General features: G+C 62.1%; 20 protein-coding genes and 1 pseudogene. 8 read left to right on the forward strand and 13 right to left on the reverse strand.

Annotated elements, in window-relative coordinates; genetic code table 11:
* Positions 1-85: 85 nt before the first annotated feature.
* The 3 genes from carB (at position 86) to O7A05_RS01825 (ending at position 5,575) form a co-directional block, all read left to right on the forward strand.
* The gene (gene carB / locus O7A05_RS01815) at positions 86-3,589 is read left to right on the forward strand and encodes a carbamoyl-phosphate synthase large subunit (RefSeq protein WP_337091226.1); all 3,504 of its coding nucleotides are present in this window, start codon (positions 86-88) and stop codon (positions 3,587-3,589) included.
* Positions 3,590-3,737: 148 nt separating this feature from the next.
* The gene (locus O7A05_RS01820; protein ID WP_337091227.1) at positions 3,738-4,892 is read left to right on the forward strand and encodes an NACHT domain-containing protein; all 1,155 of its coding nucleotides are present in this window, start codon (positions 3,738-3,740) and stop codon (positions 4,890-4,892) included.
* 164 nt (positions 4,893-5,056) lie between these two features.
* Entirely contained in the window at positions 5,057-5,575 is a 519-nt protein-coding gene (locus tag O7A05_RS01825; protein ID WP_337091228.1) for a hypothetical protein, read from the forward strand.
* A gap of 5 nt (positions 5,576-5,580) precedes the next feature.
* Here O7A05_RS01825 and O7A05_RS01830 read toward each other — a convergent pair.
* From O7A05_RS01830 to O7A05_RS01865, 8 genes and pseudogenes are all read right to left on the reverse strand, one after another.
* A pseudogene (locus O7A05_RS01830) lies at positions 5,581-5,872 on the reverse strand (Rid family hydrolase); the annotation flags it as partial.
* A gap of 224 nt (positions 5,873-6,096) precedes the next feature.
* On the reverse strand, positions 6,097-6,651 hold the full coding sequence (locus O7A05_RS01835) for a DUF4142 domain-containing protein (RefSeq protein ID WP_337091229.1): 555 nt from the start codon (positions 6,649-6,651) through the stop codon (positions 6,097-6,099).
* A gap of 102 nt (positions 6,652-6,753) precedes the next feature.
* A complete protein-coding gene (locus O7A05_RS01840; protein WP_337091230.1) occupies positions 6,754-7,509 on the reverse strand; it encodes a DUF899 family protein in 756 nt (251 codons plus the stop codon).
* A 116-nt stretch (positions 7,510-7,625) separates the two neighbouring features.
* A complete protein-coding gene (locus O7A05_RS01845) occupies positions 7,626-8,444 on the reverse strand; it encodes a carbohydrate ABC transporter permease (RefSeq protein WP_337091440.1) in 819 nt (272 codons plus the stop codon).
* A gap of 7 nt (positions 8,445-8,451) precedes the next feature.
* Positions 8,452-9,366 carry a carbohydrate ABC transporter permease gene (locus tag O7A05_RS01850; RefSeq protein ID WP_337091441.1) on the reverse strand — a complete coding sequence of 305 codons (915 nt, stop codon included), beginning with the start codon at positions 9,364-9,366 and terminating at the stop codon, positions 8,452-8,454.
* Between the two features lie 23 nt (positions 9,367-9,389).
* A complete protein-coding gene (locus O7A05_RS01855) occupies positions 9,390-10,610 on the reverse strand; it encodes an ABC transporter substrate-binding protein (RefSeq protein WP_337091442.1) in 1,221 nt (406 codons plus the stop codon).
* A gap of 466 nt (positions 10,611-11,076) precedes the next feature.
* Positions 11,077-11,574, reverse strand: coding sequence for a GNAT family N-acetyltransferase (locus O7A05_RS01860; RefSeq protein ID WP_337091231.1), 498 nt, complete (start codon positions 11,572-11,574; stop codon positions 11,077-11,079).
* A 35-nt stretch (positions 11,575-11,609) separates the two neighbouring features.
* Positions 11,610-12,671 carry a transglycosylase SLT domain-containing protein gene (locus O7A05_RS01865; RefSeq protein WP_337091232.1) on the reverse strand — a complete coding sequence of 354 codons (1,062 nt, stop codon included), beginning with the start codon at positions 12,669-12,671 and terminating at the stop codon, positions 11,610-11,612.
* Between the two features lie 165 nt (positions 12,672-12,836).
* On the opposite strand from O7A05_RS01865, the gene O7A05_RS01870 reads away from it, so the two are divergent.
* Positions 12,837-13,406, forward strand: a complete 570-nt coding sequence (locus O7A05_RS01870; RefSeq protein ID WP_337091233.1) for a methylated-DNA--[protein]-cysteine S-methyltransferase — start codon at positions 12,837-12,839, stop codon at positions 13,404-13,406.
* A gap of 22 nt (positions 13,407-13,428) precedes the next feature.
* Here the strand turns inward: O7A05_RS01870 and O7A05_RS01875 are convergent, their stop codons facing one another.
* Complete coding sequence (locus O7A05_RS01875) at positions 13,429-13,755, reverse strand: hypothetical protein (RefSeq protein WP_337091234.1); 327 nt, start codon at positions 13,753-13,755, stop codon at positions 13,429-13,431.
* Between the two features lie 384 nt (positions 13,756-14,139).
* Between O7A05_RS01875 and O7A05_RS01880 the strand changes: the two genes are divergently transcribed.
* On the forward strand, positions 14,140-14,352 hold the full coding sequence (locus O7A05_RS01880; RefSeq protein ID WP_027168154.1) for a cold-shock protein: 213 nt from the start codon (positions 14,140-14,142) through the stop codon (positions 14,350-14,352).
* Positions 14,353-14,681: 329 nt separating this feature from the next.
* On the opposite strand, the gene O7A05_RS01885 is transcribed toward O7A05_RS01880, so the two are convergent.
* From O7A05_RS01885 to O7A05_RS01895, 3 genes are all read right to left on the reverse strand, one after another.
* Positions 14,682-15,290 (reverse strand): glutathione S-transferase family protein, encoded by a 609-nt coding sequence (locus O7A05_RS01885; RefSeq protein ID WP_337091235.1) that lies wholly within the window; start codon positions 15,288-15,290, stop codon positions 14,682-14,684.
* Between the two features lie 159 nt (positions 15,291-15,449).
* Entirely contained in the window at positions 15,450-16,310 is an 861-nt protein-coding gene (locus tag O7A05_RS01890) for an EAL domain-containing protein (RefSeq protein ID WP_337091236.1), read from the reverse strand.
* Positions 16,307-17,206 carry an EAL domain-containing protein gene (locus O7A05_RS01895; protein WP_337091237.1) on the reverse strand — a complete coding sequence of 300 codons (900 nt, stop codon included), beginning with the start codon at positions 17,204-17,206 and terminating at the stop codon, positions 16,307-16,309. The genes O7A05_RS01890 and O7A05_RS01895 overlap by 4 nt, the downstream gene beginning before the upstream one ends.
* A 219-nt stretch (positions 17,207-17,425) precedes the next feature.
* Here O7A05_RS01895 and O7A05_RS01900 point away from each other — a divergent pair, with 219 nt between their 5' ends.
* A complete protein-coding gene (locus O7A05_RS01900) occupies positions 17,426-18,628 on the forward strand; it encodes a pyridoxal phosphate-dependent aminotransferase (RefSeq protein ID WP_337091238.1) in 1,203 nt (400 codons plus the stop codon).
* 61 nt (positions 18,629-18,689) lie between these two features.
* Here the strand turns inward: O7A05_RS01900 and O7A05_RS01905 are convergent, their stop codons facing one another.
* Positions 18,690-19,085, reverse strand: coding sequence for a (R)-mandelonitrile lyase (locus O7A05_RS01905; RefSeq protein WP_337091239.1), 396 nt, complete (start codon positions 19,083-19,085; stop codon positions 18,690-18,692).
* Positions 19,086-19,378: 293 nt separating this feature from the next.
* On the opposite strand from O7A05_RS01905, the gene O7A05_RS01910 reads away from it, so the two are divergent.
* Both O7A05_RS01910 and O7A05_RS01915 read left to right on the forward strand, forming a co-directional pair.
* Entirely contained in the window at positions 19,379-20,908 is a 1,530-nt protein-coding gene (locus O7A05_RS01910) for a putative bifunctional diguanylate cyclase/phosphodiesterase (RefSeq protein WP_337091240.1), read from the forward strand.
* Between the two features lie 222 nt (positions 20,909-21,130).
* Positions 21,131-23,179 carry an elongation factor G gene (locus O7A05_RS01915; protein ID WP_337091241.1) on the forward strand — a complete coding sequence of 683 codons (2,049 nt, stop codon included), beginning with the start codon at positions 21,131-21,133 and terminating at the stop codon, positions 23,177-23,179.
* Positions 23,180-23,617 lie beyond the last annotated feature (438 nt).

Consider the following 23,617-nt stretch of genomic DNA (forward strand, 5'->3'; position numbering starts at 1 on the left):
TGATACCAGAATCGCAAGCACAACCGGCCGGGTCCTCCCGTCCCGGTTTTTCGTGCAAGCCGCTCGCCGAACGGAACCCGTAGACATGCCAAGACGCACCGACATCAAGTCGATCCTGATCATCGGGGCCGGCCCCATCGTCATCGGCCAGGCGTGCGAGTTCGACTATTCGGGCACCCAGGCCTGCAAGGCGCTGAAGGAAGAGGGTTTCCGCGTCATCCTGGTCAACTCCAATCCGGCCACCATCATGACCGATCCGGAGCTGGCCGACGCCACCTATATCGAGCCGATCACACCGGAAGTGGTGGCCAAGATCATCGCCAAGGAGCGGCCGGACGCGCTGCTGCCGACGATGGGCGGCCAGACCGCGCTCAACACCGCTTTGTCGCTGCGCCGCATGGGCGTACTCGAGCGCTATCAAGTCGAGATGATCGGCGCCGACGCGCATGCCATCGACAAGGCCGAAGACCGGGCGCTGTTTCGCCAGGCGATGAGCAAGATCGGCCTCGAAACGCCGAAGTCGATGCTGGCAAACGCCACCGAGGTCAAGGATGCCGACCGCAAGATCCATGAGGCCGAGCGCGCTGCGCTGAAGGCGGAGAACCCGGAAAACCTCGATGCCGCGCTCGATGCGCTGGAAACGCGCTGGAATCTCGGCGAAGGCGACCGCAAGCAGCGCTATATCAGCCATGCCATGGCGATCGCCGCCCAGGCGCTCGACCATGTCGGCCTTCCCGCCATCATCCGCCCCTCCTTCACTATGGGCGGCACCGGCGGCGGCATCGCCTACAACCGCGCCGAATTCTACGACATCGTCCAGTCCGGCCTCGACGCCTCGCCCACCACCGAAGTGCTGATCGAGGAGAGCGTGCTCGGCTGGAAGGAGTATGAGATGGAGGTCGTCCGCGACAAGGCGGACAATTGCATCATCGTCTGCTCGATCGAGAACCTTGATCCGATGGGCGTGCACACGGGCGACAGCATCACCGTCGCGCCGGCGCTGACCTTGACCGACAAGGAATACCAGATGATGCGCAACGCCTCGATCGCGGTGCTGCGCGAGATCGGCATCGAGACCGGCGGCTCCAACGTGCAGTTCGCCGTCAACCCGGCGGACGGGCGCCTCGTGGTCATCGAGATGAACCCGCGCGTCTCGCGCTCCTCGGCGCTTGCCTCCAAGGCCACCGGCTTCCCGATCGCCAAGGTCGCGGCGAAGCTTGCGGTCGGCTACACGCTGGACGAGCTGGAGAACGACATCACCGGCGGCGCGACCCCGGCCTCGTTCGAGCCGACCATCGACTACGTGGTGACGAAGATCCCGCGCTTTGCGTTTGAAAAGTTCCCCGGCGCCGAGCCGGTGCTGACCACCGCCATGAAGTCGGTCGGCGAAGTGATGGCCATCGGCCGCACCTTCCAGGAATCGCTGCAGAAGGCCCTGCGCGGACTGGAAACCGGCCTGACCGGATTGGACGAGATCGAGATCCCCGGCCTGGGTCACGGCAGCGCCCCCGCCAGCCACGTCGATGACCGCAACGCGATCCGCGCCGCGCTCGGCACGCCGACGCCGGACCGGCTGCGCATGGTGGCGCAGGCGATCCGCATGGGCACCTCGCTGGAAGACGTGCACGCCATGTGCAAGATCGACCCGTGGTTCCTTGAGCAGATCGCCGGCATCATCGCCATGGAGGAACGCATCCGCGAGCATGGCTTGCCGCAGGACGCCGTCAATCTGCGCATGCTGAAGGCGATGGGCTTTTCCGACGCCCGCCTCGCCTCGCTGACGAGGACCGATGCCGAAGTCGTTCAAAAGCTTCGCGAAAAGCTCGACGTTCATCCGGTTTACAAGCGCATCGACACCTGCGCCGCCGAATTCGCCTCGCCGACCGCTTATATGTACTCGACCTATGAAGTGCCCTTCGTCGGCGAGCCCGCCAACGAGGCACGCGTGTCGTCGCGCAAGAAGGTCGTCATCCTCGGCGGCGGCCCGAACCGCATCGGCCAGGGCATCGAGTTCGACTATTGCTGCTGCCATGCCGCCTTTGCCCTGCGCGACGCCGGCTATGAAGCGATCATGGTCAACTGCAACCCGGAGACGGTCTCGACCGACTACGACACGTCCGACCGCCTCTATTTCGATCCGCTGACGGCGGAGGACGTGCTGGAGATCCTGCGCGCCGAGCAGGCCTCCGGCGAGCTGGTCGGCGTCATCGTCCAGTTCGGCGGCCAGACGCCGCTGAAGCTGGCCGACGCGCTGGAGAAGGCCGGCATCCCGATCCTCGGCACCTCGCCCGACATGATCGACCTGGCCGAAGACCGCGACCGCTTCCAGAAGCTGCTGCACAAGCTCAACCTCAGCCAGCCGAAGAACGGCATCGCCTATTCGGTCGAGCAGGCGCGCCTCGTCGCCGGCGAGCTCGGCTTCCCGCTGGTGGTGCGCCCGTCCTATGTGCTTGGCGGCCGCGCCATGCAGATCATCCATGACGAAGGCATGCTGCAGACCTATCTGCTCGACACCGTGCCAGGCCTGGTGCCTGAGGACATCAAGCAGAAATACCCCAACGACAAGACCGGCCAGATCAACACGCTGCTCGGCAAGAACCCGCTGCTGTTCGACACCTATCTCTCCGGTGCGATCGAAGTCGATGTCGACTGCCTGTGCGACGGCAAGGCGACCTTCGTCTCCGGCATCCTGGAACATATCGAGGAGGCCGGTATCCACTCGGGCGACTCGGCCTGCTCGCTGCCGGTACACTCGCTGCCCTCCGACCTCGTCGACGAGCTGGAACGGCAGACCGCAGCACTCGCCCGCGCGCTGAACGTCGGCGGTCTGATGAACGTGCAATACGCCATTCAAGACGGCACGGTCTATGTGCTGGAGGTGAACCCCCGCGCCTCGCGCACCGTGCCCTTCGTCGCCAAGACCATCGGCCGCCCCATTGCGAAAATCGCCGCCCGCATCATGGCGGGCGAGACGCTGGAAAATGCCTTCGCCCATTACGGGGCCATGCCCGACCCCAGGCGGCCCGGCCACATCGCCGTCAAGGAAGCCGTCTTCCCCTTCGCCCGCTTTCCCGGCGTCGACATCCTCCTCGGTCCGGAAATGCGCTCGACCGGCGAGGTCATGGGCCTCGACCGCGATTTCGCTTTGGCCTTCGCCAAGAGCCAGCTCGGCGCCAATGTCGACCTGCCGCGCTCCGGCACGCTCTTCGTCTCGGTCCGCGACGAGGACAAGGCCGGCATCCTGCCGGCGGTCAAACGCCTCGCCGGCCAGGGTTTTAAAGTGCTCGCGACCTCCGGCACCGCCCGCTTCCTCGCCGAGAACGGCGTGACGGCCGAAAAGATCAACAAGGTGCTCGAAGGTCGCCCCCACATCGAGGACGCGATCCGCAACCGCCAGGTCCAGATCGTCTTCAACACCACCGACGGCCAGAAGGCGGTGTCGGACTCGAAGTCGCTGCGCAGGGCAACGCTGATGCAGAAGGTACCTTATTACACCACGCTGTCTGGGGCTGCTGCGGTGGCGGAAGCGATTGCGGCGCTGCGGGCGGGGAACCTCGAGGTGCGGCCGCTGCAGGAGTATTTTGGGTGACAGTTTTGGCTAAGTTAAGCATCTGTGCAAAACTTACCTGAAGCCACTGTATCAACAAAATTAGAAGAACGCGCATTTACAATTCGGTAGCGAGACCATAGATTGTTAGGAGGCTAAATTCCTTAGATAAGTTTTGGGGGAAACTTCTATGTCGGATGCCTTTGGGGAGGGCGTGAATGACGGGGTATCAAAGTCAGTAGCTCAACTAGTTGAAAAGACTTTTCTAGGAATAATGCAGAATTCCAAGGAAGGCGTAGCCTTTCTTTCTTCAAAATACTCTGTTGGCTTTGAAAGATATATAGCCGCCAAGCTAAGTATTTGTTCAAATGTAAAGACACTTATATCAACAAACCATCCAGTTATGCTCGAGAAGGCTTATGAGCCTGTGAACTTAATCTGGCAAAATGATATTTATATTGGTATAGATCGGTACATATCCGATTTTGGAAAGAGATCTAAGCACTCGGTGATTACGGCCACGTTAGGGGCCGGAAAATCATTCACCATGAAGCATATATATAGCACGTGGGCGAAAGATCCATCCTTAAAGAAAGTTCCTATATTTATCGAACTTAGGTATATAAATTTCCAAGATCAAAATATAATTTCCTACATCACACAGCAGTTGTTGCCATTCAACAATTTCGTCACCGAGCGATCAATACAGGCTGGCTTAAAAGCTGGCGCCTTTGCCCTAGTGATGGACGGTTTCGACGAAATTGCGACACGAAATCGAGCGGCTGCGGAAAAACAGATACTGCGAATCGCTCACGATTATCCAGATAGCTTTATCGTTCTATCTTCTAGGCCGGATATAAATCGCTTCCTTGGGTGGAATACATTTTCCGAGTATAGTGTAGCGCCACTGTCTTTGGATCAAGTCGAACGAATGATAACAAGGATAGAATACGACGAGCAGGATAAAGCATCATTTTTGAAAATGATAAAAGGAGGACTATATAAATCACACGAGAAACTACTGTCAAACCCTCTTTTGGCATCGATGATGCTTTTGACGTTTCGGGAATTTCAAGATATTCCGTCTAAAATGCACGTCTTTTATGGCACGGCCTTCGACGTACTTTTTCGGAAACATGATACGACAAAGGCGGAATATCACAGAGAGTTTGCTACCGGCCTCGACCTCGACGATTTCAAAAGAATTTTTATGACATTTTGCTTTACAAGTTACGTTGACAAAAAGTACAGCTTCAACGAATCGTCATTCCGCCGATATTCAGATAAAGCGATACAGTACGAGGACTCGAACTTAAAATACAGATTTTCAACACGATGTACTTAAGAATATATGCATAATGCATCAAGAAGGCGAAACTATTTCATTTATTCATCGCTCGTTTCAGGAATATAACAGCACTATTTCTGTCAAAAAGAAGTATTCCAGAGTCTTATGAGTTCATTGACTTTATAATAAAAGAGTCTTCTGATGTTAACGAATGTATCCAGATGTTTATCGACATTGATAGCGAGGAATTTGAGAGAAAATACCTTATTCAGCGACTGAGTACACTCGATGCGGCAGTTGACGGCGCAAAAAGCGTGAAAGCACTGGCGGCGGTTTTAGCACCATATTATGTCATAGGGAAGGTGGCGGACGGCGACAGCGAGGCCGAACAAGAAGAGTCCTTCGTCATAGTTCCATGGACTAGATTCTCGAGGCAGATGCCTGCGCTAGAATGCAACTACAGACTCATTCAACAGCTGACGCTCCACTATGAAGTGGACTTATACAACGTGTACGTGCACGGTGACTTAGAGTGGTGGAAGAATATTCCTAAAAATATAGTCGATGCGCCTCACATTTCTCTCTTGGAAGCCTCTAAAGTACCTGCCAGTCTGGCAAAATCGGCAGGCATCGTCAAATACGTCGGTAATTTGTCAAAAATTATAAAGCGCTTGATAAAGGAATTAAACGAGAAACATGAGAGGAAAAGAAAATTGCTTTCTAACTCTCTTCGGAAATAGCGCCCTCACGCCACCGCCACGCACTCTATCTCGATATCAAACTCCATCGGCCATGACGCCACCGGCACGAACTCGCGCCGGCGGGTTGACCGCAAAATACTTCGCATAAACCCGGTTGATGGCGTTGTAGAAGCCGGAATTGACAGCGTAGATGCGCACCATCACCACCTTGTCCAGCGAGGTGTCGGCCGCTTCCAGGCAGTGTTTCAGCGCCTTCGGCGACGCTTCGGTCCGGGTCTCGATGTCGCCGCGCAGCATCTCGCTGGTCATCGTGTCGACCGGCGGCGCCACGGACACTTCGATGATTTCCTGGCGGTCCTCTCTTGTTGGGCGCGAGCTTATCGCGGCAGCGAGGGAACGCCAGGCCTTCCCTTCCCCCCCTTGTGGGGGAAGGTGGATCGGCGCGTAGCGCCGAGACGGATGGTTCCAGCGGAGTGAGACGTTGGCTTCCCTGGAGCACCCCTCATCCGTCGCCTTCAGCGACACCTTTTCCCACAGGGGGAGAAGGCAAGAGCGGCCGCTCACTGATGCGCCACCGCCAGTTCCTTCACATGCTTCTCGTGCATCTTCAGCACCGGCAGCGTTTTCTTGGCGAATTCCTTCATCGCCGGGTCGTCGCCGGAATTGGCATAGGAGGAAAACAGCGCAACGGCGTCCTTATGCGCGTCGGTCTGCATCTTGATGTATTTGGCGTCGAACTCCTTGCCGGTGGCAGCCTTCAAGTCATCGAGCAGCTGCTGCTCCTTGGGCTGCAGCGCGGGGCCGGCGGGCTTGATCGACGCCGTGGTCTGGCCCTGGCTCAACGCCGTCTTGAAGTCCTCGCCGGCCTTGCTGTGATCCTTGATCATCTCACCGGCGAAAGCCTTGACGTCGGCCGAGGCCGACTTCTCTTGCGCCAGCTTGCTCGACTCGATCTCGAACATGTTGGCATTGGGCACCGTCGTGACGAAGGTCTGGGTGTCGACCTTGTTCTCGGTCACCATCGGTCCCACGGCATCTGAATTGTCCGACTGAGCGAACGCGGCGGGCGCGCCGGCAAGAAGCGCGACGGCGACCAGGGGCAGCAGCGTTTTCATCTCGATCTCCGATCCGAAACAGCCCCTCCGCCTTCCCCAACGCGGCACCGGCCCCGGGGTTGCCTCGAAAAGAAGCACGCGGGCCGAGCGCCCGCGTCGCCATCAGTGGCAGTGCGCGCCGGGGGCCTGCCCGGCATATTGCAGTTGCTCGTGCCAATTCGGCCGGCCTTCGGGCGTGAAATCCATCAGGTTCCACAGAATCTCGCAGGTGCCGATGCCGCGCGGGTCCTGGCCTGGCTCTGCCGGTGCGAAATCGAGTTCCGACGACCAGAAATGCCGGATGCCGTCACCATCGCGGTGGAACACCGTAAGCAGCGGTATCTGCGCGCCCTCGGCGGTTTCGGAATTGTAGTCGCGCTTGAAAGCGTTGCCGGCCGACGAGACGAGCCGCATGTTTTTCCAGCCGCGGTCGCGGCCGAGCGCTAGCAGATTGTCGAGCGCGGTCTTCGCCACCACGGCGAAGTTGAACCCCGCCGCTTCGAGATGGCCGATCGCGCCGTCGAACTGGTCGAGCAGGGCCGTGCAGGACGGGCATGGCTGGTCCTGCCGGGCAAGCTTCGCCGTCTCGCCGCCTTTCGCCACCTCGCGCGTCTCCTGCGGATGACGCGGGAACATCATCTGGTAGAGGATGAGCGTATTCTTGCCCGGCGTGAACAGGTCCGGCAACCGCACCTTCGCCGGCCTGCCGTCGCCGTCCAGAGCGTCAAACACATAATCCTGCGGCACCAAACCGCCCGCCGGCAAAGCGCGCCTTGCCTCCGCCACCGCTTCCATGGCGCGGCGCAGCTCGATTTCCTTGCGCAGCAATTTTTCGCGCGCGGTGCGATATTTGGCGGATTCATTGGGAAAGGTGACCATGATCGTCTCCTGGCGCCGGCGTCCCGGCGCGGGTTGCTCTACGATCCAAGGACGGCCCGCCGCGACCTGATCCGACATTTCGGCACACGCTTTCCGGCCACTTTTTCGCGTCGCATCTAGCCTTTGATGCCGCCAGCCGTGAGACCCGAGACAATCCTGCGCTGGAAGACGAGCACCAGCACCACCAGCGGCACGGTGACGATCACCGAGGCGGCCATGATGTTGCCCCAGGGGATCTCGAACTGCGAATTGCCGGAGAGCAGCGCGATCGCCACCGGCACGGTGCGCTGCGTGTTGGTGGAAGTGAAGGTGAGAGCAAACAGGAACTCGTTCCAGGCGCTGATAAAGGCGAGCAGCCCGGTGGTGGCTAAAGCCGGCCACATCAGCGGCAGGAAGATGCGCGTGAGGATGGTCCACGGCCCGGCGCCGTCGAGGATCGCTGCCTCCTCGATCTCGACCGGCAGGTCACGCACGAAAGTGGTGAGCACCCAGACCGTGAACGGCAGCGTGAAGATCATGTAGGACAGGATGAGCGCCAAGAGCGAATTGTAGAGATGCAGCGCCCGGATGATCTCGAACAGCCCTGCAAGCGCGGCGACCTGCGGAAACATCGACACCGACAGGATGGCGAGCATCAGCGCCGAGCGTCCGCGGAAGCGAATGCGCGCCAGCGCGTAGGCCGCGGTGACGCCGAGCAGCAGCGAGATCGCGACGGCCGCGCCGGAGACGATCAGCGAATTGACGAGATTGCGCAGGAAGGGACCTTCGGTCAGCACGTTGCGGTAATTGGCAAGGCTGAACGCTTGCGGCCAGAGGCCTGCCTGGAACAGCTCGGTTCCCGATTTCAGGCTGGTGACGATGGCGTAGTAGAACGGAAAGACCGCGACGAAGACGATCGCCAGAAGCAAAAGATAGAAGGCGGCGCGCTTCAGCATTCTCACGTCAGCGCCCCCCGTCCAGGCTCAGCCGGCCGAGCCGGATATAGGCGATGGTGAGCAGGCCGATGATCAGGAAAAGCAGCGTCGAGGCGGCCGAGCCATAGGCGAACTTGTCGAATTCGAACAGGTTCTCGCGCGCGAAGATCGACATCGACTTGGTCTGCACGTTGTTGGGCGTCAGCACATAGATCAGGTCGAAGATGCGCAGCGCATCGAGCGCGCGGAAGATCACCGCCACCATCACTGCCGGGCGGATCAGCGGCAAGGTCACGCGCCAGAAGATCTGCCACGGGTTCGCGCCATCCAGCTTCGCCACTTCGAGGATCTCGCGCGGCAGCATCTGCAGGGCGGCCAGGATCAGCAGCGCCATGAACGGCGTCGTCTTCCAGATGTCGACGATCAGCACGGAGATCATCGCGGTATCGGCATTGGCGGTCCAGGCGATCTTGGTGTTGATCAGGCCGAGATTGAGAAGCACGACATTGATGATGCCGAATTGGTCGTTGAGCATCCACTGCCACATCTTGGCCGAGACGATGGTCGGGATCGCCCAGGGAATGAGGATCGCGGCCCGCACGATGCCGCGCCCGCGAAATTCGGTGTTGAGGGCAAGGGCGACGATCATGCCCAGCACCGTCTCGCAGGCCACAGACACCACGGCGAAGCGCACCGTGTTCCACACCGCGCGCCACCAGACCGGGTCGACGAGCAGCCCGTCATAGAGCATGCGGCCGCTCGGCAGCCGCAACACCGACAAATAATTGTCGAAGCCCACCCATTGCCTCGCGTCGAGATCGGCCAGCGAAGCGTCGGTGAAGCTGTAATAGACCGTGCGCAGGAACGGCCAACCGGCGACGGCGGCGAGCACGAAAAGCATCGGCGCGAGAAACAGCCATGCCGTGCGCACGCGCCGGCGCATCAGCGGCGATCGCCTTGCCGCGGTCACCAGCCCTTGCCTTTCAGCCTGGTCAGCCTTGCCTCGAGCTCGGCCAGATTGTCGGCGGCGGTTCCGTTCCCGGAGATCGTGTTGTGCACGGCCGTCCAGAACTGGCTCGATGCCTCGTTGTATTTGATCCTGGCGGTTGCCGAGGGACGCGGCTGCGCGTTGAGGAAGATCTCTTTCCAGCGCGGCACGATTGGCTGCTGCCTGGCGATGTCGGGGTCGTCATAGAGCGCTGCGATGGTCGGCAGGTTGGACGTCTTCAGCGTTCGATGTTTCTGCATCTCGCGCGACGCGATGAACTTGACCAGGTCGATCGCCGCATTCGGATGTTTCGAATATTTGGAGACGGCAAGGTTCCAGCCGCCGAGCGTGGCGACCGGCCGCCCGCCTTCGCCGGCCGGCAGGGGCGCCACGTCGAACTTGCCCTTGATCGGCGAATTCTCGCTGTTGCCGAGCGCATAGGCATAGGGCCAATTGCGCATGAAGACCGCATTGCCGGTCTGCCAGACGCCGCGCGCTTCCTCCTCCTGATAGGCAAGCACGCCCGGCGGCGCGATCGTGCCGATCCAGCCCTTGACCAAGTCGAGCGCCGCCGCAGCCTTTGGATTGTCGATGGAGATTTCGCCATCCGGCTCGATGATCCCGCCGCCGCCATTCGACATCACCCATTCGAGCGCGTTGCAGGTCAGCCCCTCATAGGCGTTGCCCTGGAAGACGTACCCCCAGAGGTCCCTGTTGCCGGCCGCCCGTTCCTTGTCCATGACCAGCCTGGCGGTGTCGTGCAATTCCTTCCAGGTGGCCGGCACCTTGGCGTGATATTTGTCGAGCAGATCCTTGCGGTAATAGAGCGCCGGCGCGTCGGTGAAGATCGGCAGCGCGACCAGCCTGCCGTTGACCGTCTGCGATTGGATGATCGACGTGAAATGCTCACCCACCACATCTTTGGTGGCCTCCGTCAGGTCGACCAATTGGCTGGCCAGCTGCGGCGCCCAGATGACGTCGGTCTGGTAGACGTCGATATCGCTGCTGCCGGCGGCAAGCCAGAGCCGGTATTGGCCGAACTGGTCGGTGGTCGAGGGCGGGATGACGACGATGTCGACCTTGTTGCCGCTCTTCTTCTCGTAACGGTCGAGTATCTCGCGCAGCACCTTGATGCCGTTGCCGGTGTCGCCCGACACGATCGACAGTTCCACGGCGTGCGCCTGGACAGCGCCCAGCATGATGCCGGCGGCCAACGCAAAGAAGGCAGAAACAAATTTCACGGGGATATGGGCCTCCCTCAGCGTCCGGCGGCGCCATCCCGGCGCCGCGGCTCGTCAAGGCCCCTGCGATGAATGCGCGACGCTGCTTAGGGTTCCCGACGCTCATGCGCGAAGGGTCGAGCCGCCGGATCGTCGAAGTCCTTCGGTCGGCTCGACCACGTCGGTGTCCTGTTCCTTCCGCTCGCTTCACGCAAAGCGGACGGGCTCCGAAACCCCGCCCGGAGCCCGCCTGGGAGTGGCTGACGCATGCCGGCACAGCCGCCTCCGACGCCTTGCCAGCGTCGATCCGCCGATCGGCCGCCCGGCACGACGACGCATTAGCATGCCCTAACGTCAGCCTATGTGAAGGAGTTCACAATGCTCGCGCGCAGGTGGTTCCAACGCCGTGCCGGGGGCCTCCGGCCGACCCGTCGCGCCTTGGGCGTCAGCCTTCCCAGCCGACCGGGATCATGCCAAGCCGCTCGTAGAGCCTGAAGGCCGCGGTGTTCTTCACAATATTGGTCTTGAGATCGACATGGGCCGCCCCGCGCTCGCGAAACGTCAGGAACACCTGCCGCATCAGCGCCTCGCCAATGCCTTGTCGTCTGGACTCCGGATGAACGGCGAGGTCCTTGACGAAACCGGACGTCCAGCAGAGCGCCGCGCCCGCCAGCAGGCCCTTGCCGTCGATCACTAGGAAACAGAGGCCAGGGTCGAACTCCGCATCGCCGGCAATGCGCGGCCACCACGCGTCGAACGGCCCGTCGGTGCCGTCGTCGAACACCTCTTCCAGCAGCGCGTGCAAAGCCTGCGCATCACGGTGCTCGAACCCGCGCATGACGAAGCCCTCCGGCCAATGCGGCGCGGTGAGCGTATCATCGAGGACCTTGCGCAGGCGGATGTCGTTGGGAGCCGGCGGGCGGGGCGTCGTGTTCTCGTGCATGGCGCTGTCTCGAAACGCCGCGCGGGACCGTCCGCTCAGGCGTCGGGTTGCAGGCGCTGCTGCTTGCGGTCGGAGCCAAGACCCGTCGCCTCGAGCAGGCCCTTGCGCTTGGCGTCGTAGTAGTAGCCGGTCTGGTAGAGCGTGTCGGCCCGCTTGGCGTTGCCGCCCGAAACCAGCCAGGCGCCGCGCAGATATTTCACCGCGTATTTGAGGTTGGTCTCGGCGTCGAACAGGCCGGCCGCCGGCCCGTCATAGCCCATGCCGCGCGCCGTCGCGTGCTTGATCTGCATCAGCCCCCAATGTCCATGATTGTAGGCTTTCGGGTTGAAGGTGCTCTCGCGGTTGACGACATGGCGCACCAGCTCGACCGGCACTTCATAGATCGCCGAATATTTCTCGATCAGCCGCTCGATCTCGCCGCGCGGACCGCTGGCATGCTGCTCGGGCTGGCCGGGTGCTGCCAGCAGCGCCGGGTTGTCCGGCGCCACATAAGCAACCTGTTGGACGCCCGGCATCGGGGCGACTTTCGCCGACTGGCCGGTGACCGGCATCGCCATGCCCGCGGTCGTATAGACCGCCGCTCGGCTGATCGACGCCGCTTGCTTGATGGATCCTGGGCCGGTCGGCGAGCCGCCGGCCGTCAGCACCGGCGGCGGCGGAAACTGGCCGGCCATCGGCGTCGCGCCGGCGAAAGCCGCAGGCTGAGCCAGCGCCGCGGCGGGCGCGCCGGGCTGGACAGGCGGTGGCAACAGCGCGCCTTGCGTCGCGGGCGCGCCATGCGTCGCAGGCGCGCCATGCGTCGCGGGCGCGCTTTGCGTTGCGAGCGCGCCAGGCAGCGCCGGCGCGCCTGGCGTGGTCGCCATGGCGACGACATCGCCGGCCAGCGCCGCTGTCTGCACCTGCGCAAGGCCCGAAGGCTCCGGCAGCACGGCCACGGTTTCCGGCAGGGCAAGGGTCGGCGCGTCGTCTGCGACAGCAGGGGTCGATGCCTCCGCAAGCGCGGGCGCGGCCTTCATCTGCGAGGTCGAGGTGCAGCCGCTGAGTCCGGCTGCTGCAACGAGCACGCCTATCGCGGTGAATATGATTTTAGCTGGCAAGCCGTGCGGGTCCGGTTTGTCGGTTGTTAAGGAGTCCTTACACCAGCGATTCACACCCGGCAATCGGGGCCACCAGGCGGTTTTCGGGTGGCGATAACAGGGCGGAGATGCCATATTGTTCTGGATATGTACTTGTTTTTCGCTGTTTTGCGGAAGGAAAACGTTATGAAATCCGCTTCCGAGATCACGGCCGGCCACGCAGTGTTAGAAACAGTGATCGGCTTCATGGGCATCGCCTGGACCGAGAAGGGCCTGATCCGGCTCTGTCTGCCCGAACGCAGCCGCGAAGCGGTCGAGCGCCGGCTGTTCCGCCACCCCGGTGTTTCGACCTCGACAGACCAGCCGCAATGGGTGGTCGAGCTGATCGCCTCGATCAAGGCCTACGCCGCTGGCGAGGACGTCGACTTCTCCGGCGTGCCGGTCGACCTTGACGGCGTCGATGACTTTCGCCTCGCTATCTACGATGCCGCTCGCAAGCTCGGCTTCGGCGAGACCACCACCTATGGCGAACTGGCCAAGCGCGCCGGCCATGCCGGGCTTGCCCGCGAGACGGGTGCTGCGCTTGGCGCCAATCCGGTGCCGCTTGTCATTCCCTGCCATCGCATCCTGGCGGCCGGCGGCAAGATCGGCGGCTTCTCCGCCCCGGGCGGCTCGGCCACCAAGGAAAAGATGCTGGCCATGGAAGGCGTTCGCGTCGGCCCGCCGCCGGCCGCGCAGGCCTCGTTCGGGTTCTGAGGGCGGAGCCCTTTCACGCCCTTTAATCCTGCAGGAACCGGCGGCGGAAGCGCCGCTCGAAATCGGGGCGCTTGCAGACATAGACCATGCAAGACCTGGTGTCGGCGCTCGGCACATAGGCGCGCGCTCTCACTTCGCCCGCATTGCAGAATCGCTCGTCGCGCACATAGCGATCGTAGAGCGGCAGCCCCGGCACGCGCGTCGACTGGTAGCGCAGGATGACGGCGCCCTGTCTGGCGATCGTCGCCTGTACCCGGTCGCAGCTCATGCGCGTCGGATCGTAGCGCGACACCGCTTGCGCCTCCGCGGCCAGCAGCAGGAAGCAGGCGGCAATCAGGATCGTCTTCATGGTCCCTCTCCTAAAGCAATCCAGGAAAAGTGCGTAGCGGTTTTCCGTCCGGAATTGCGTCAAACTAGACACTTGGAGAGCGGTTGGCCGTTTCCGTGAAACGGCCAACCGCTCTCGTACGGCATGCATCTCATCCCTCCACAACGCGGGGCCGCTGTCAAAACTTCCATCCGCCGCTCGCACTCCGCGCGATCCGGCATGCGGGCGGCGTCCAAGCAACCCATCTTGTTTTCTTGCTCAAACTATCTTATATCCGCAGTATTGAATTTGGCCGATCGATCGGGCCGCGATCTTCGCGTTTGCTGACGTCTATCTCCAAAATTTCGATACCGCCGGCCGGACGTTGGTCCGGTCAAACAAAAGCAAATGTGAAGGGCATTCTATATGGCAACTGGTACGGTCAAGTGGTTCAACGCCACCAAGGGCTACGGCTTCATCCAGCCTGACAATGGCGGCGCGGACGTTTTCGTCCACATCTCCGCTGTCGAACGCGCTGGCATGACGAGCCTGGCTGAAGGCCAGAAGATCAACTTCGAGATCGAGCAGGACCGCCGCACCGGCAAGTCCGCTGCTGGGTCTCTGAGCAAGGCAGCCTGATTTGGCTTAAGCATTTTGCGGCAGGCTTTACGGCCGGCGACGCGAAATGCGACTAAGTAAGGCGCGCACCGGGCGAAGGTTCGGGGCGCGCGGCAAGTCACGGATGTACTGACGGTCGCGCGAGAAGCGCGCCGGAGCGAAAGACCCGATAAGCTGGAACAGCAGATAGCTGCCAGTCCGGACCGGACGCTCCCGATCAGGCTACCGGCACAGGAAGGCGGGCATTGCCCGCCTTTTTTGTTGTCTGGATTTGGCGATTGGCTTCCTTCTCCCCGTTCACGGGGAGAAGGAAGCTGTCCCCCAGCCTTTCGCCAATCGCCGGCGCTGCCTTAAGGAACCCAGTCGATCGGCACATGCCCCTCGTCCGCTTCGACCCGCTTCAGCCAGGCTGCGACGGCCGGATAGGCGTCGAGCTGGAAGCCGCCCATCCCGGCGGTGTGGGTATAGGCGTACAAGGCGATGTCGGCGACGCTATAGGCGCTGCCGGCAAAGAATTCGTTCCGCTGCAGATGCTGGTTCATCACGCCGAGCGCCTTGTTGCCTCGCTCCAGCGTCTGCGCCAATCGTTCAGGCGTGGCGTCCTTCGCCCGTTCCGGAAAAGTCAAAAGCGCCTTGCGCACCGCGATATAGGGCTCATGGCTGTATTGCTCGAAGAACAGCCATTGGTAAGCCAGCGCGCGTTCGTATTTGTCGGCGGGCAGGAAGCGCGTGCCTTCGGCAAGATAGAGCAGGATGGCGTTGCTCTCGGCGATACGCCTGCCGTCGTCGAGCTCGAGCATCGGCACCATCGCATTCGGATTCTTGGCGACATAGTGGGCCTTGCGCGTCTCGCCGGTATGCGAGCTCACCTCGACCCGGGTGAAGGAAATGCCGAGCTTGGCCATCAACAGCCGCGGCTTGTAGCAATTGCCGCTGTCGGCCATGTCGTAAAGGATCATCGCACATACCTCGCGCGTCGGCTGAAGCTCATTTCAGCACGGCTCTAACGCGCCCAGGCGAGACCATCCAGTGATTTGTTTTTAAGAAGAACCATCAGCGGCGCTGATATTTTTTTCGCGTCTGCATCAGCGATGCTGATGCGCCTTTTGGATCGAGCATCAGCGATGCTGATGCAGGGGCACGACCTTGTTGCCGGCGTCGATGAGAGCGTCGATGGAAAGCGGTTCTTCCTTGAAGACCGTGCCGGCGAGCGCCGGGCGGGCGAGATGGAAACCCTGCATCAGGTCCACGCCGCCCTCGAGCGCGACGCGCAAGTGCTGGGCGTTCTCGATGCCCTCGACCAGCACTTTGGCGCCTCGCTCGTGCAGCGTCGCTACTAGCGGCCGGAAGAAGCGCTCGGCGGCGGCATGGCGGCAGAGCTCGCCGAACCAGGCGCCATCGATCTTGACGATGTTGGGCGCAAGCAGATCGATGCGCGCCTCGGTCGAATGTCCCGTGCCGAAATCGTCGATGGCGATGCGGATGCCGTCGCGCCGCATTTCGCGCACCAGGCTGGCAAGAACGTGGTCGTCGGCTGCCTGCTCGGTGATTTCGCAGACCAGCAGGCTGGGCTCCAGCTCGAAATCGCGGAGATGCCTGGTCATCAGCCGGATCTCGGCCAGCGCTCGTCCGAGATGGTCATTGACGTTCGGATTATAATTGAAGAACAGCGTCAATCCCTCGACGCCGATGTTGCGGTAATTGCCGAGATGAAGCATCCGGCACATCGTTTCGACAAACAGCCGGTCGGACGCGGGAACGCCGCCGAAGAAGATCGACGGGGCGATAGGCTCCGCGATACGCCGCGGCTCTATCAGCCCCTCGACGGCAATCGCCCTGAGCACCTTGCCTTCCGGCGCGAAGATCGGCTGATAGGCGCTCCACAGCCGGAACTCGCCATAGACGCCGAAATGGAGGCCGATCTCGTCGGCGAAGATCGCCTCGGCGACATTGCGCCGCCTGTCCGGTTGCCCGCTCATGGCGCGACCTTGCGCCCGAACACTCTTGCCGGCCGCGCCCGAGGAGCTGGGGCCGGGCTTGCGGCGACTTGCGCCTTGCTTTCTTCGACCGAAGGCTGCCGCTCGACCTTGCCGAAGTCGCGAAAGCTGGTGGGGGCAAGTTCCGGCCGGGCCAGCACATAGCCCTGCACCATGGAGGCGCCGGACCTCTCGGCAAGCTCCAGTTGCCAGCCTTCCTCGATACCTTCGAAGACGGTGCGGATGCCCTGATTCTCGAAGCTCTGGACCATCGCCGTCAGCAACGCGAAGCCGGCGCCGGACTCCATCAGATGGGTGATCCAATGCGCATCGAATTTGACGATGTCGGGCTTGAGCTCCTTGATCCGGTTGATGTCTGAATCATCGGCGCCATAGTCGTCCACCGCGATGCGGAAGCCGTTGGCCCTGAGCGCCTCGACGAAAGCATACAGCGTTTCCTGCGAAGCGGACTTCTGCTCGGTGACCTCGCAGACGATGCGGCGCGGGTCGATGCCAGCTTCGTGCAGCACCAGCCGCATGTCGCGTAGCGCTTTGTCGGCGATGTGGCGATCGGTGAAGACCGACGGGTCGAAATTGACGAAGATCGACGCCTCTTCCGGCAGGCAGGCGCCGGCGTTCAGAAGATGCAGCGTGCGCGTCAGCGCCTCGATATGCAGCCGGTCGGCCGCCGGGCAGGTGCCGAAAAACGCCACCGGCGACTGCGGCTCGCCATCGCGGAACGGCCGGATCAGCCCCTCGAAAGCGGCGACCGGAAGCTTGCCCTCCTTGAAGGCGAAGATCGGCTGGAACGCGCTCTGCAGCGTATAGATGCCCCAGACACCCGTGGAGGTGCCGTCATCATGACGGATGATGTGGGCAAGCCCGATGCTGCGCGACAAGGTTTCTCGCTCCGCGAATAGGCGCAATCCGATCTGCGATCCTGCCAGCCAAGGGTTTACCGGCCGTTGATGAATTTAGCGTTGCCGCTCACGCAGGCTGACTTTGGTCACGCCTCCTTGACCTCTGGCTCATCGCACAATGCTTGCGCTTGGCGCGATGATGCGACATGAGAGGCGCCGCGGCCGCTCCTGGCCGCTTTTCCTAGGAGACATTTTGTCATGGCTTTTCTCGCCGACGCCCTTTCCCGCGTTAAGCCTTCCGCGACCATCGCGGTGACGCAGAAAGCGCGCGAGCTGAAAAATGCCGGCCGTGACGTGATCGGCCTGGGCGCCGGCGAGCCGGACTTCGATACGCCCGACAACATCAAGAACGCGGCGATCGAGGCGATCCGCCGCGGCGAGACCAAATATCCGCCGGTCTCCGGCATCGTGCCGCTGCGCGAGGCGATCGCGAAAAAATTCAAGCGCGAGAACAATCTCGACTACCGGCCGGAGCAGACCATCGTCGGGACCGGCGGCAAGCAGATCCTGTTCAACGCCTTCATGGCGACGCTGAACCCGGGCGACCAAGTCATCATCCCGCGCCCCTACTGGGTGAGCTATCCCGAAATGGTGGCGATCTGCGGCGGCACGTCGGTCTTCGCCGACACCTCGATCGACAACGGCTTCAAGCTGACGGCGGAAGTGCTGGAAAAGGCGATCACGCCAAAGACCAAATGGCTGCTGATGAATTCGCCGTCCAATCCGTCGGGCGCCGCCTACACGGAGGCCGAGCTGCGGTCGCTGGCCGATGTGCTGCTCAAGCATCCGCATGTCTGGACGCTGACCGACGACATGTATGAGCACCTGACCTATGGCGACTTCGTCTTCAAGACCATCGCCGAGGTCGAGCCGAGCCTTTATGAGCGCACGCTGACCATGAACGGCGTGTCGAAAGCCTATGCCATGACCGGCTGGCGCATCGGCTACGCCGCGGGCCCGGTGGCGCTGATCAAGGCGATGGACATGATTCAGGGTCAGCAGACCTCAGGCGCCTGCACCATCGCGCAATGGGCTTCCGTCGAGGCGCTCAACGGCCCGCAGGATTTCATCGCCAAAAACAAAGCGATCTTCCAGGGCCGGCGCGACCTCGTCGTCTCGATGCTCAACCAGGCGCGCGGCATCTCTTGCCCCTCGCCGGAAGGCGCTTTCTACGTCTATCCGTCCTGCGCTGAGCTGATCGGCAAGAAGACCAAGACGGGCAAGGTGATCGACAATGACGAGGCCTTCTGCTCCGAACTGCTCGAGGCGGAAGGCGTCGCGGTGGTGTTCGGCTCGGCCTTCGGCCTCGGACCGAACTTCCGCATCTCCTACGCCACGTCGGAGGCGCTGCTCGAGGAAGCCTGCACACGCATCCAGCGCTTCACCGCGTCGCTGACCTGATCGACGCCAACCCACCAAGCGAGGAAAACCCGGCTTCGGCCGGGTTTTTGTTGAGCGCTAGTCAGCCGCCATATTGCTCGTCGGAAACCTGCTCCAGCCAGTCGGCGTGGACGCCGTCCAGCGCCTCCTGCATGGCGATGTGGGTCATGGCGGTTTTCCGACCGGCGCCATGCCAGTGTTTTTCGCCTGGCGCGAAGGAAACGACGTCCCCTGCCCTGATCTCCTGCACAGCGCCGCCCCAGCTCTGCGCCAGACCGGCGCCGGCGGTGACATAGAGCGTCTGCCCAAGCGGATGCGTATGCCAATGCGTGCGCGCGCCGGGCTCGAAGCTGACCAGCGTGGCTCTCAGCCGCGCCGGCGATTCCTTCTCGATGATCGGCGTCTGCAGCACCCGCCCGGTGAAATAGGTCTGAGGCGCGACGATCGTCGCCACGCCGCCGCACGCAATGATCTTCATCGTTCAGATCCTCGTCTTGACGAAACGTCCGCCGCGAGCGCGGCATCTTCCAACGCAGTTTCACCCTCCCATCGCCATAGCGCAACCGGGCTTTGCAATTGTGGGCGAAGATAAGAACACGCGCTAGGAGGCACTCTTCAGGACGTCAGAAAACTGTCATAAATCGTTGCTTTTTAACTATAAAAGCCGAGCAAGCAGTCAAGGCTTTGCCGAATGCGGCGCGGCGGCGGTCGCACTCAGTGTTTTTTAACGGCTGAGGTCCTAGCCATGGCGCGTGCTGTGGGGGCGCGGACATGAGCATCTTGGCGACAATCAAGCATCACAGCGGCCGCATCTATCGCGGCATCCAGGCCTTGCTCGTGGTGAGCATCGCCGCCACCGGCCTTGCCGCCCTGGCGCTGACGGACAACGCCGCCCGCGCCGGCGCTCTCGCGGTGTCGGTGACATCGACCTTAATGGCGCTTCTGGTATTGATGTATATGCGCGCGAGCGTCGTCCAGCGCCTGCAATCGGCGGCGGACGCCGAGGCCGAGAAACACCGCTTCCTCAGTGTCGATGCCATGACCGGGGCCACGGCCCGGCGCTATTTCATCGAAGCGCTGGGCGACTGGCTGGGCGGCTCGCGTAACCGTCGCCAGGCGAGCCTGCTTTTGATCGACCTCGATCATTTCAAGCAGCTCAACGACACGTTCGGACACCAGTTCGGCGATCTGGCGCTGGCCCATCTGGTCGCGGAAGCGCAACGCATTTTCGAAGACGGCGTCATCGGACGACTCGGCGGCGACGAGTTCGGCGTCATGGTTCCACATGGCGACGTCGCCCTCGTCAACCAGGACGCGCGCCGACTGCTGGATGCTATGCGCGCCGGCAAAAGGCACGAGGGCAAGGTCATTCCGCTGTCGATCTCGATCGGCGTCGCGCTTGCGCCGCTGCATGCTTCGAGTGCAACCGAATTGATGCTTTTGGCCGACCTCGCGCTCTACGAAAGCAAAGCCGGCGGGCGCGGCCGCGTCACCGTCTTCGACGAGGAGATGCTGTCGGACAAACGTTATCGCCGGCTGGTGGAACGCGAGTTGCGTGCCGCGATCTATCTCGGCGAGCTGGAACTGCACTACCAGCCGATCGTCGATCCCGAAGGCTCCGTCGATGCACTGGAAGGATTGATCCGCTGGCGCCATCCCGTGCGCGGCTTGATCTCGCCGGCGGAATTCATTCCGATCGCCGAGCGATCGACGCTGATCGACATGACCGGCGAGTGGGTCTTCAAGCGAGCCTGCGCCGATATCGGGCATTTTCCCGGACGGCGCATCTCGATCAACGTCTCCGGCGAGCAGTTGAAGCGCGACGAGATCGTGACGATGTGCGACCGGGTCCTGCGCGAAACCGGCCGGTCGGCATCGCAATTCATCATCGAGATCACCGAGACCGTGGCTACGGCCGCGACGCCCGAGGTGCTGAGGCGCCTGGAGGCGCTGCGCGGTCTCGGCTTCCACATCGCGCTCGACGACTTCGGCACCGGCCATTGCGGCTTCAACTATCTGAAGTCGCTGCCCATCGACAGCATCAAGATCGACCGCTCCTACATCCGCAGCCTCGCCCATGACCAGGTGGCGCAGATCTTCGTTTCTGCGCTTGCCCAGATCGCCCGCATCCAGGAGATCGCCATCGTCGCGGAGGGCGTCGAAACCGAGCAGGAATTCACCCTCGCCCGAACGGCCGGCTGCAGCCGCTTCCAGGGCTATCTCTTCGGCAAGCCGGCGCCGCGCGACAAGGCAAGCGCATTGTGTGCCGCCGCCCGCGAGCCGCTCGCCCTCACAGCCTGACAAACAGGAAATGGCAGCCTGCCTAACCCAAGCCGGCGAACATCCTATTTTTCTTGCCCTCCTGGCAAACCCGTGTGACGATGGTTTTGGGAAGAGGTGAAAACCCCGCCCGCGACGGCCGAACAGGCCGGCCGCCGCTCTGCACAGGGTGCGATCGGACGCAAACCGGTTTCCACTTTTGCTGATCGCTCTCTTGGGAAACGCCTGAGTGGAGGTTCAGCCATGGGTACTCGCGCCGGAGGACGACGCACGGGACCGAAATGCATTGCCATAGTCGGTCCCTTCGCAAGCGGTAAGACGACACTTCTCGAAGCCATCCTCGCCCGCACGGGCGCCATCCCCCGCCAGAATCCCGTTTCGTCGGGCAACACCGTTTCCGACCATTCGCCCGAAGCCCGCGCTCACGGCATGAGCGTCGAGGCGACCTTCGCCACCACCGATTTCATGGGCGAGCAGATCACATTCGTCGACTGCCCCGGCTCCATCGAATTTGCCTTCGAGGCCGAACCCGTGCTCGCCGCCTGCGACCTCGCGGTCGTTGTCGCCGAGGCCGACGAAAAGAAGATCCCGGCGCTGCAGCTCATCATGCGCAAGCTCGACGATCTCGCCATTCCGCGCATCCTGTTCCTCAACAAGGTCGACAAGGCAGTCGCGGGCGTGCGCGAGACGCTGAAGATGCTGCAGCCGGCAAGCACGGTACCGCTGCTGCTGCGCCAGATACCGGTGCGCAAGGACGGTATCGTCATCGGCTCGATCGATCTGGCGCTGGAACGCGCCTACATCTATCGCGAATACGCCGAAAGCCAGGTCGCCGAGATCCCGAACGACGACAAGGCGCGCGAGCTGGAAGCGCGTTTCTCCATGCTGGAGACACTCGCCGATCATGACGATCACCTGATGGAGCAGTTGCTGGAGGAGATCGAGCCGCCGAAAGACGCGATCTTCGACGATCTCTCGGCCGATCTGCGCGCCGGCGCGGTGACGCCGGTGCTGATCGGCACGGCCGAGAAAGGCAATGGCGTGCTGCGCCTGTTGAAAGCCATCCGCCATGACGCGCCGGACGTCGAGGCGACGCGGATGCGCCTTGGCGCTCCGGACGGCCAGACGGTGGTGCAGGTGATGAAGACCATCCATACCGCGCATGGCGGCAAGCTTTCGGTGTCGCGCGTGCTTTCCGGCCAGTTGGCCGACGCGGCGGAGCTCTTCCTGTCCAACGGCGACACGGCGAAGGTCTCCGGCATCTACAGGATGCTCGGCAAGGACCAGATCAAGCAGGCATCGGCCAAGGCCGGCGACACGGTCGCGCTCGGCAAGCTCGACAACGTCAAGACCGGCCAGACGCTGAGCTCGGCCAAGGGCGGCATCCGGCCCTTGGTCACGTTGGAGCCGCCGCAGCCCGTCTTTGCCTTCGCGCTTCGTCCCAAGGAGCGCAAGGACGAGGTCAAGATGTCGGCGGCGATCCAGCGGCTGGCCGAGGAAGATCCATCGCTCAGCCTGCGCCACAACCAGGACTCCGCCGAAACCGTCCTGTCGGGCCACGGCGAGATGCATCTGCGGGTGGTGCGGGAGCGCCTCGAGGGCAAGAACCAGATCCCCATCGAGGGCCATGCGCCGGCGGTGCCTTACCGCGAGACGATCCGCAAACCGGCGCAGCAGCGCGGCCGCCACAAGAAGCAGTCCGGCGGCCACGGCCAATTCGGCGACGTGGTGATCGAGATCAAGCCGCTGCCGCGCGGTTCCGGCTTCCAGTTCTCCGACACCATCACCGGCGGCGTGGTGCCGAAAACCTATATCCAGTCGGTGGAGACCGGCATTCGCGACTATCTGAAGACGGGCCCGCTCGGCTTCCCGGTCGTCGATGTCGCCGTCAACCTGTCGGACGGCTCCTACCATGCGGTCGATTCCTCCGACATGGCCTTCCAGATGGCGGCGAAGCTTGCGATGAAGGAAGGCATGGCCGCCTGTTCGCCGGTCCTGCTTGAGCCGATCATGAAGGTCGAGATCGTCACGCCTTCCGACGCGACCTCGAAGATCATCGCGCTGATTCCGCAACGGCGCGGCCAGATCCTCGGCTATGACGCAAGGCCCGACTGGCCGGGGTGGGATGTCGTCGAGGCGACCATGCCCCAGGCCGAAATCGGAGATCTGATCATCGAGCTGCGCTCGGCCACCGCCGGCGTCGCCAGCTACAAGGCCACTTTCGACCACATGGCCGAGCTCACCGGCAGGCTGGCCGACGAGGCAATGAACGCCAACGGCAAAGCCGCCTAGAGCAATTCCAGGAAAAGTGTGAGCGGTTTTCCGTCCGGAATTGCGTAAGAGCAAGGAGATAGAGCGTTTCGCCGTTTCCGTGAAACGGTGAAACGCACCTCAGTCGGCCTACCTGACAGACTTCTGTTGGAGATATGAAAACGGCGTCCGGATGATCCGGACGCCGTTCCTATTGCGGACCGTTTTCCTGGGAGGCAACGGCTGGTCCGCCGCATCCGGAAAAAAGGTTCGGACGCGGTAGCTGCCTGAGCCCGGCCTTTCGAGTGATGCCCCCATCTCCCGAACCGACCAACCGCGTCCTATCGTCTACTTAAACGATAGAGTGCGTCTGCAACATGTTACCCGATGTTACATGTCACTGTTACGTGGTGGATTCAGTCGTCTTTTTGCCGGCTCGAAGGCGTGCGGGCAACAAAAAAGCCGGATCAATAAAGATCC

Origin of the sequence: Mesorhizobium argentiipisi (SeqCode), from assembly GCF_037179585.1 — a bacterium.
GTDB lineage: Bacteria > Pseudomonadota > Alphaproteobacteria > Rhizobiales > Rhizobiaceae > Mesorhizobium > Mesorhizobium argentiipisi.

Excerpts from the sequence above, each read along its gene's own strand:
- carB (WP_337091226.1), top strand. The coding sequence starts at position 86 with ATGCCAAGACGCACCGACATCAAGTCGATCCTGATCATCGGGGCCGGC.
- O7A05_RS01820 (WP_337091227.1), top strand. The coding sequence starts at position 3,738 with ATGTCGGATGCCTTTGGGGAGGGCGTGAATGACGGGGTATCAAAGTCA.
- O7A05_RS01825 (WP_337091228.1), top strand. The coding sequence starts at position 5,057 with ATGTTTATCGACATTGATAGCGAGGAATTTGAGAGAAAATACCTTATT.
- O7A05_RS01835 (WP_337091229.1), bottom strand. The coding sequence starts at position 6,651 with ATGAAAACGCTGCTGCCCCTGGTCGCCGTCGCGCTTCTTGCCGGCGCG.
- O7A05_RS01840 (WP_337091230.1), bottom strand. The coding sequence starts at position 7,509 with ATGGTCACCTTTCCCAATGAATCCGCCAAATATCGCACCGCGCGCGAA.
- O7A05_RS01845 (WP_337091440.1), bottom strand. The coding sequence starts at position 8,444 with ATGCTGAAGCGCGCCGCCTTCTATCTTTTGCTTCTGGCGATCGTCTTC.
- O7A05_RS01850 (WP_337091441.1), bottom strand. The coding sequence starts at position 9,366 with ATGCGCCGGCGCGTGCGCACGGCATGGCTGTTTCTCGCGCCGATGCTT.
- O7A05_RS01855 (WP_337091442.1), bottom strand. The coding sequence starts at position 10,610 with ATGCTGGGCGCTGTCCAGGCGCACGCCGTGGAACTGTCGATCGTGTCG.
- O7A05_RS01860 (WP_337091231.1), bottom strand. The coding sequence starts at position 11,574 with ATGCACGAGAACACGACGCCCCGCCCGCCGGCTCCCAACGACATCCGC.
- O7A05_RS01870 (WP_337091233.1), top strand. The coding sequence starts at position 12,837 with ATGAAATCCGCTTCCGAGATCACGGCCGGCCACGCAGTGTTAGAAACA.
- O7A05_RS01875 (WP_337091234.1), bottom strand. The coding sequence starts at position 13,755 with ATGAAGACGATCCTGATTGCCGCCTGCTTCCTGCTGCTGGCCGCGGAG.
- O7A05_RS01880 (WP_027168154.1), top strand. The coding sequence starts at position 14,140 with ATGGCAACTGGTACGGTCAAGTGGTTCAACGCCACCAAGGGCTACGGC.
- O7A05_RS01885 (WP_337091235.1), bottom strand. The coding sequence starts at position 15,290 with ATGATCCTTTACGACATGGCCGACAGCGGCAATTGCTACAAGCCGCGG.
- O7A05_RS01890 (WP_337091236.1), bottom strand. The coding sequence starts at position 16,310 with ATGAGCGGGCAACCGGACAGGCGGCGCAATGTCGCCGAGGCGATCTTC.
- O7A05_RS01900 (WP_337091238.1), top strand. The coding sequence starts at position 17,426 with ATGGCTTTTCTCGCCGACGCCCTTTCCCGCGTTAAGCCTTCCGCGACC.
- O7A05_RS01905 (WP_337091239.1), bottom strand. The coding sequence starts at position 19,085 with ATGAAGATCATTGCGTGCGGCGGCGTGGCGACGATCGTCGCGCCTCAG.
- O7A05_RS01910 (WP_337091240.1), top strand. The coding sequence starts at position 19,379 with ATGAGCATCTTGGCGACAATCAAGCATCACAGCGGCCGCATCTATCGC.
- O7A05_RS01915 (WP_337091241.1), top strand. The coding sequence starts at position 21,131 with ATGGGTACTCGCGCCGGAGGACGACGCACGGGACCGAAATGCATTGCC.